The organism is Herbaspirillum sp. CF444 (assembly GCF_000282135.1).
Lineage (GTDB): Bacteria > Pseudomonadota > Gammaproteobacteria > Burkholderiales > Burkholderiaceae_D > Herbaspirillum.
The window spans coordinates 1-5,582 of record NZ_AKJW01000112.1; the positions used below are offsets into that span (position 1 = coordinate 1).

Genomic DNA, 5,582 nt, shown 5'->3' on the forward strand with positions numbered 1-5,582 from the left:
TGCCTGGAGAGAGCGCGGGGCAGTTGCGGCGGAGAGTGGAGATAGCGGAGAACGGAGAGCGCATAGCAAAAAGCCCCACACCGATCTGGCATGGGGCTTAAGCTTAATTAATAGCCTGACGATGACCTACTTTCACACTGGTTGCAGCACTATCATCGGCGCGAAGTCGTTTCACGGTCCTGTTCGGGATGGGAAGGGGTGGTACCAACTTGCTATAGTCATCAGGCATAACTTGTAGTGTTGCTTGGGTCCCGTTAAAGCTGGGTTGCCAAACAACGCAATCTGGGAAGAAGTAAATATTATCTTTGGGTGTGATGCACCTAGGCAAACACATAATTAACTCTAAAGCTATAACAGCTAATGTTATAGGGACAAGCCACACGGGCAATTAGTATCAGTTAGCTTAACGCATTACTGCGCTTCCACACCTGACCTATCAACGTCCTGGTCTCGAACGACCCTTTAGGGGAGTTAAACTCCCGGGAAGTCTCATCTCAAGGCGAGTTTCCCGCTTAGATGCTTTCAGCGGTTATCTCTTCCGAACTTAGCTACTCGGCAATGCCACTGGCGTGACAACCGATACACCAGAGGTTCGTCCACTCCGGTCCTCTCGTACTAGGAGCAGCCCCCTTCAAACTTCCAACGCCCACGGCAGATAGGGACCAAACTGTCTCACGACGTTTTAAACCCAGCTCACGTACCACTTTAAATGGCGAACAGCCATACCCTTGGGACCGGCTACAGCCCCAGGATGTGATGAGCCGACATCGAGGTGCCAAACTCCCCCGTCGATATGAACTCTTGGGAGGAATCAGCCTGTTATCCCCAGAGTACCTTTTATCCGTTGAGCGATGGCCCTTCCATACAGAACCACCGGATCACTATGTCCTACTTTCGTACCTGCTCGACTTGTCAGTCTCGCAGTTAAGCACGCTTATGCCATTGCACTATTAGCACGATGTCCGACCGTACCTAGCGTACCTTCGAACTCCTCCGTTACACTTTGGGAGGAGACCGCCCCAGTCAAACTGCCTACCATGCACTGTCCCCGATCCGGATAACGGACCAAGGTTAGAACCTCAAACAAACCAGGGTGGTATTTCAAGGATGGCTCCACGCAGACTGGCGTCCACGCTTCAAAGCCTCCCACCTATCCTACACAGATTGGTTCAAAGTCCAATGCAAAGCTACAGTAAAGGTTCATGGGGTCTTTCCGTCTAGCCGCGGGTAGATTGCATCATCACAAACATTTCAACTTCGCTGAGTCTCGGGAGGAGACAGTGTGGCCATCGTTACGCCATTCGTGCAGGTCGGAACTTACCCGACAAGGAATTTCGCTACCTTAGGACCGTTATAGTTACGGCCGCCGTTTACTGGGACTTCAATCAAGAGCTTGCACCCCATCATTTAATCTTCCAGCACCGGGCAGGCGTCACACCCTATACGTCCACTTTCGTGTTTGCAGAGTGCTGTGTTTTTATTAAACAGTCGCAGCCACCTTTTTATTGCAACCCGTTTGTCCTCCTGGCGCAGGCCAGTCAAACTACTAGGGCGTACCTTATCCCGAAGTTACGGTACAAATTTGCCGAGTTCCTTCTCCCGAGTTCTCTCAAGCGCCTTAGAATACTCATCTCGCCCACCTGTGTCGGTTTGCGGTACGGTCTCGTTAGACTGAAGCTTAGAGGCTTTTCTTGGAACCACTTCCGATTGCTTCGCGAACAAGTTCGCTCGTCCCATACCCTTGAATTACGCTGCCGGATTTGCCTAACAGCCTTCTCTGATACAGGAACCGGGACATCCAACACCCGGACAACCTTCCGCGATCCGTCCCCCCATCGCATCTAACGACGGTGCAGGAATATTAACCTGCTTCCCATCAGCTACGCATCTCTGCCTCGCCTTAGGGGCCGACTCACCCTGCTCCGATGAACGTTGAACAGGAAACCTTGGGCTTACGGCGTGGAGGCTTTTCACCCCCATTATCGCTACTCATGTCAGCATTCGCACTTCTGATACCTCCAGCATCCTTTACAAGACACCTTCGCAGGCTTACAGAACGCTCTCCTACCATATGCTTACGCATATCCGCAGCTTCGGTGACTGGCTTAGCCCCGTTACATCTTCCGCGCAGGACGACTCGATCAGTGAGCTATTACGCTTTCTTTAAAGGATGGCTGCTTCTAAGCCAACCTCCTGACTGTTTTAGCCTTCCCACTTCGTTTTCCACTTAGCCAATCTTTGGGACCTTAGCTGGCGGTCTGGGTTGTTTCCCTCTTGACGCCGGACGTTAGCACCCGACGTCTGTCTCCCAAGCTCGCACTCATCGGTATTCGGAGTTTGCAATGGGTTGGTAAGTCGCGATGACCCCCTAGCCATAACAGTGCTCTACCCCCGATGGTGATACTTGAGGCACTACCTAAATAGTTTTCGGAGAGAACCAGCTATTTCCAAGTTTGTTTAGCCTTTCACCCCTACCCACAGCTCATCCCCTAATTTTTCAACATTAGTGGGTTCGGTCCTCCAGTGCGTGTTACCGCACCTTCAACCTGGCCATGAGTAGATCACTTGGTTTCGGGTCTACACCCAGCGACTGAACGCCCTATTCGGACTCGATTTCTCTACGGCTTCCCTATTCGGTTAACCTTGCCACTGAATGTAAGTCGCTGACCCATTATACAAAAGGTACGCAGTCACCCCTTGCGAGGCTCCTACTGTTTGTATGCACACGGTTTCAGGATCTATTTCACTCCCCTTCCGGGGTTCTTTTCGCCTTTCCCTCACGGTACTGGTTCACTATCGGTCGATTACGAGTATTTAGCCTTGGAGGATGGTCCCCCCATGTTCAGACAGGATTTCACGTGTCCCGCCCTACTTGTCGCAAGCCTAGTTCCACACTAATGATTTCGTGTAAGGGGCTATCACCCTCTATGGCCGGACTTTCCATTCCGTTCCACTATCAAAAATGCTAAATCTTGCAGGCTGGTCCCATTTCGCTCGCCACTACTTTGGGAATCTCGGTTGATTTCTTTTCCTGCAGCTACTTAGATGTTTCAGTTCGCCGCGTTCGCCTCACTGACCTATGTATTCAGTCAGTGATACCCTTGCGGGTGGGTTTCCCCATTCGGAAATCTGCGGATCAAAGCGTGTTTGCTCGCTCCCCGCAGCTTATCGCAAGCTACTACGTCCTTCATCGCCTGTAATCGCCAAGGCATCCACCATGTGCACTTATTCACTTGTCCCTATAACGTTAGCCTCTCTTCCGAGAGATCGTCATAGAGCTTTTTGAGTTTAGCGTTTGCCGTATTGCCAAAGTAAGTCTTCTAATTGCTAAGATCACTTCGTAATACTTTGATTGATACAATCACACCCATCAACTTCGCATGCAAGGATCGAAATCCTGGCATTCGTCGTTGACGAATTCTTTACTTCTTCCAGATTGTTAAAGAACAAAAACAGCCATTGATCGCTAAAAGACCAAACCTAAATCCACACGCGCTTGTTCAGCTTGCGTGCGACTTAGGTTTGACGTTTCTGGTGGAGGTTGACGGGATCGAACCGACGACCCCCTGCTTGCAAAGCAGGTGCTCTCCCAGCTGAGCTAAACCCCCGAAACTCTTGGTGGGTCTGGTTGGGCTCGAACCAACGACCCCCGCGTTATCAACACGGTGCTCTAACCAGCTGAGCTACAGACCCGCTTGGATCAGTAATCAGAGCCAGCATGCAGGCATTGCCTGCGCCGCAACCGAATAACTGTTCTTCTTTACTAACAGACGATAAGTGTGGACGCTTAACTTCATGCGCACTCTAGAAAGGAGGTGATCCAGCCGCACCTTCCGATACGGCTACCTTGTTACGACTTCACCCCAGTCACGAACCCTGCCGTGGTAATCGCCCTCCTTGCGGTTAGGCTAACTACTTCTGGCAGAACCCGCTCCCATGGTGTGACGGGCGGTGTGTACAAGACCCGGGAACGTATTCACCGCGACATGCTGATCCGCGATTACTAGCGATTCCAACTTCATGTAGTCGAGTTGCAGACTACAATCCGGACTACGATACACTTTCTGGGATTAGCTCCCCCTCGCGGGTTGGCGGCCCTCTGTATGTACCATTGTATGACGTGTGAAGCCCTACCCATAAGGGCCATGAGGACTTGACGTCATCCCCACCTTCCTCCGGTTTGTCACCGGCAGTCTCATTAGAGTGCCCTTTCGTAGCAACTAATGACAAGGGTTGCGCTCGTTGCGGGACTTAACCCAACATCTCACGACACGAGCTGACGACAGCCATGCAGCACCTGTGTTACGGTTCTCTTTCGAGCACAGCCAAATCTCTTCGGCCTTCCGTACATGTCAAGGGTAGGTAAGGTTTTTCGCGTTGCATCGAATTAATCCACATCATCCACCGCTTGTGCGGGTCCCCGTCAATTCCTTTGAGTTTTAATCTTGCGACCGTACTCCCCAGGCGGTCTACTTCACGCGTTAGCTGCGTTACCAAGTCAATTAAGACCCGACAACTAGTAGACATCGTTTAGGGCGTGGACTACCAGGGTATCTAATCCTGTTTGCTCCCCACGCTTTCGTGCATGAGCGTCAGTGTTATCCCAGGGGGCTGCCTTCGCCATCGGTATTCCTCCACATATCTACGCATTTCACTGCTACACGTGGAATTCTACCCCCCTCTGACACACTCTAGCCGTGCAGTCACAAATGCAATTCCCAGGTTGAGCCCGGGGATTTCACATCTGTCTTGCACAACCGCCTGCGCACGCTTTACGCCCAGTAATTCCGATTAACGCTTGCACCCTACGTATTACCGCGGCTGCTGGCACGTAGTTAGCCGGTGCTTATTCTTCAGGTACCGTCATTAGCCCCAGGTATTAACCAAGACCGTTTCTTCCCTGACAAAAGAGCTTTACAACCCGAAGGCCTTCTTCACTCACGCGGCATTGCTGGATCAGGCTTGCGCCCATTGTCCAAAATTCCCCACTGCTGCCTCCCGTAGGAGTCTGGACCGTGTCTCAGTTCCAGTGTGGCTGGTCGTCCTCTCAGACCAGCTACTGATCGTCGCCTTGGTGAGCCTTTACCTCACCAACTAGCTAATCAGATATCGGCCGCTCCACGAGCATGAGGTCTTGCGATCCCCCACTTTCATCCTTAGATCGTATGCGGTATTAGCTAATCTTTCGACTAGTTATCCCCCACTCTAGGGCACGTTCCGATATATTACTCACCCGTTCGCCACTCGCCACCAGGAGCAAGCTCCCGTGCTGCCGTTCGACTTGCATGTGTAAGGCATGCCGCCAGCGTTCAATCTGAGCCAGGATCAAACTCTTCAGTTCAATCTCTGTTTTGCCATTGCTGGCTGGTTCTTTCGAACCGGTCACTCACTCAAAATACTGACAGATAATTTCTTACCTATATTTCTTTGTGAGCGTTTAAATATTTAAAGTTTCCAGACCCGAAGGCCTGTCGCACTTCATTAAACGCCCACGCTTATCGACTGTTAATTTTTAAAGAACCTTGCCTGCCCGACCGCAATATCACTACCGCTTGCCTCGCCAACAAATCGTTTTGTTTGTC

2 tRNA genes and 3 rRNA genes are annotated in these 5,582 nt (G+C 51.3%); all 5 read right to left on the reverse strand.

Going from position 1 to position 5,582, the window contains the following annotated elements:
* Positions 1-113: 113 nt before the first annotated feature.
* Positions 114-226, reverse strand: a 5S ribosomal RNA gene (rrf, locus tag PMI16_RS22890).
* A 141-nt stretch (positions 227-367) separates the two neighbouring features.
* A 23S ribosomal RNA gene (locus PMI16_RS22895) occupies positions 368-3,239 on the reverse strand.
* A 293-nt stretch (positions 3,240-3,532) separates the two neighbouring features.
* Positions 3,533-3,608: transfer RNA gene (locus PMI16_RS22900), tRNA-Ala, on the reverse strand.
* Between the two features lie 8 nt (positions 3,609-3,616).
* Positions 3,617-3,693: transfer RNA gene (locus tag PMI16_RS22905), tRNA-Ile, on the reverse strand.
* A 115-nt stretch (positions 3,694-3,808) separates the two neighbouring features.
* Positions 3,809-5,341: ribosomal RNA gene (locus PMI16_RS22910) — 16S ribosomal RNA — on the reverse strand.
* The 16S, 23S and 5S rRNA genes sit together here with 2 tRNA genes alongside, the layout of an rRNA operon.
* Between the last annotated feature and the right edge of the window lie 241 nt (positions 5,342-5,582).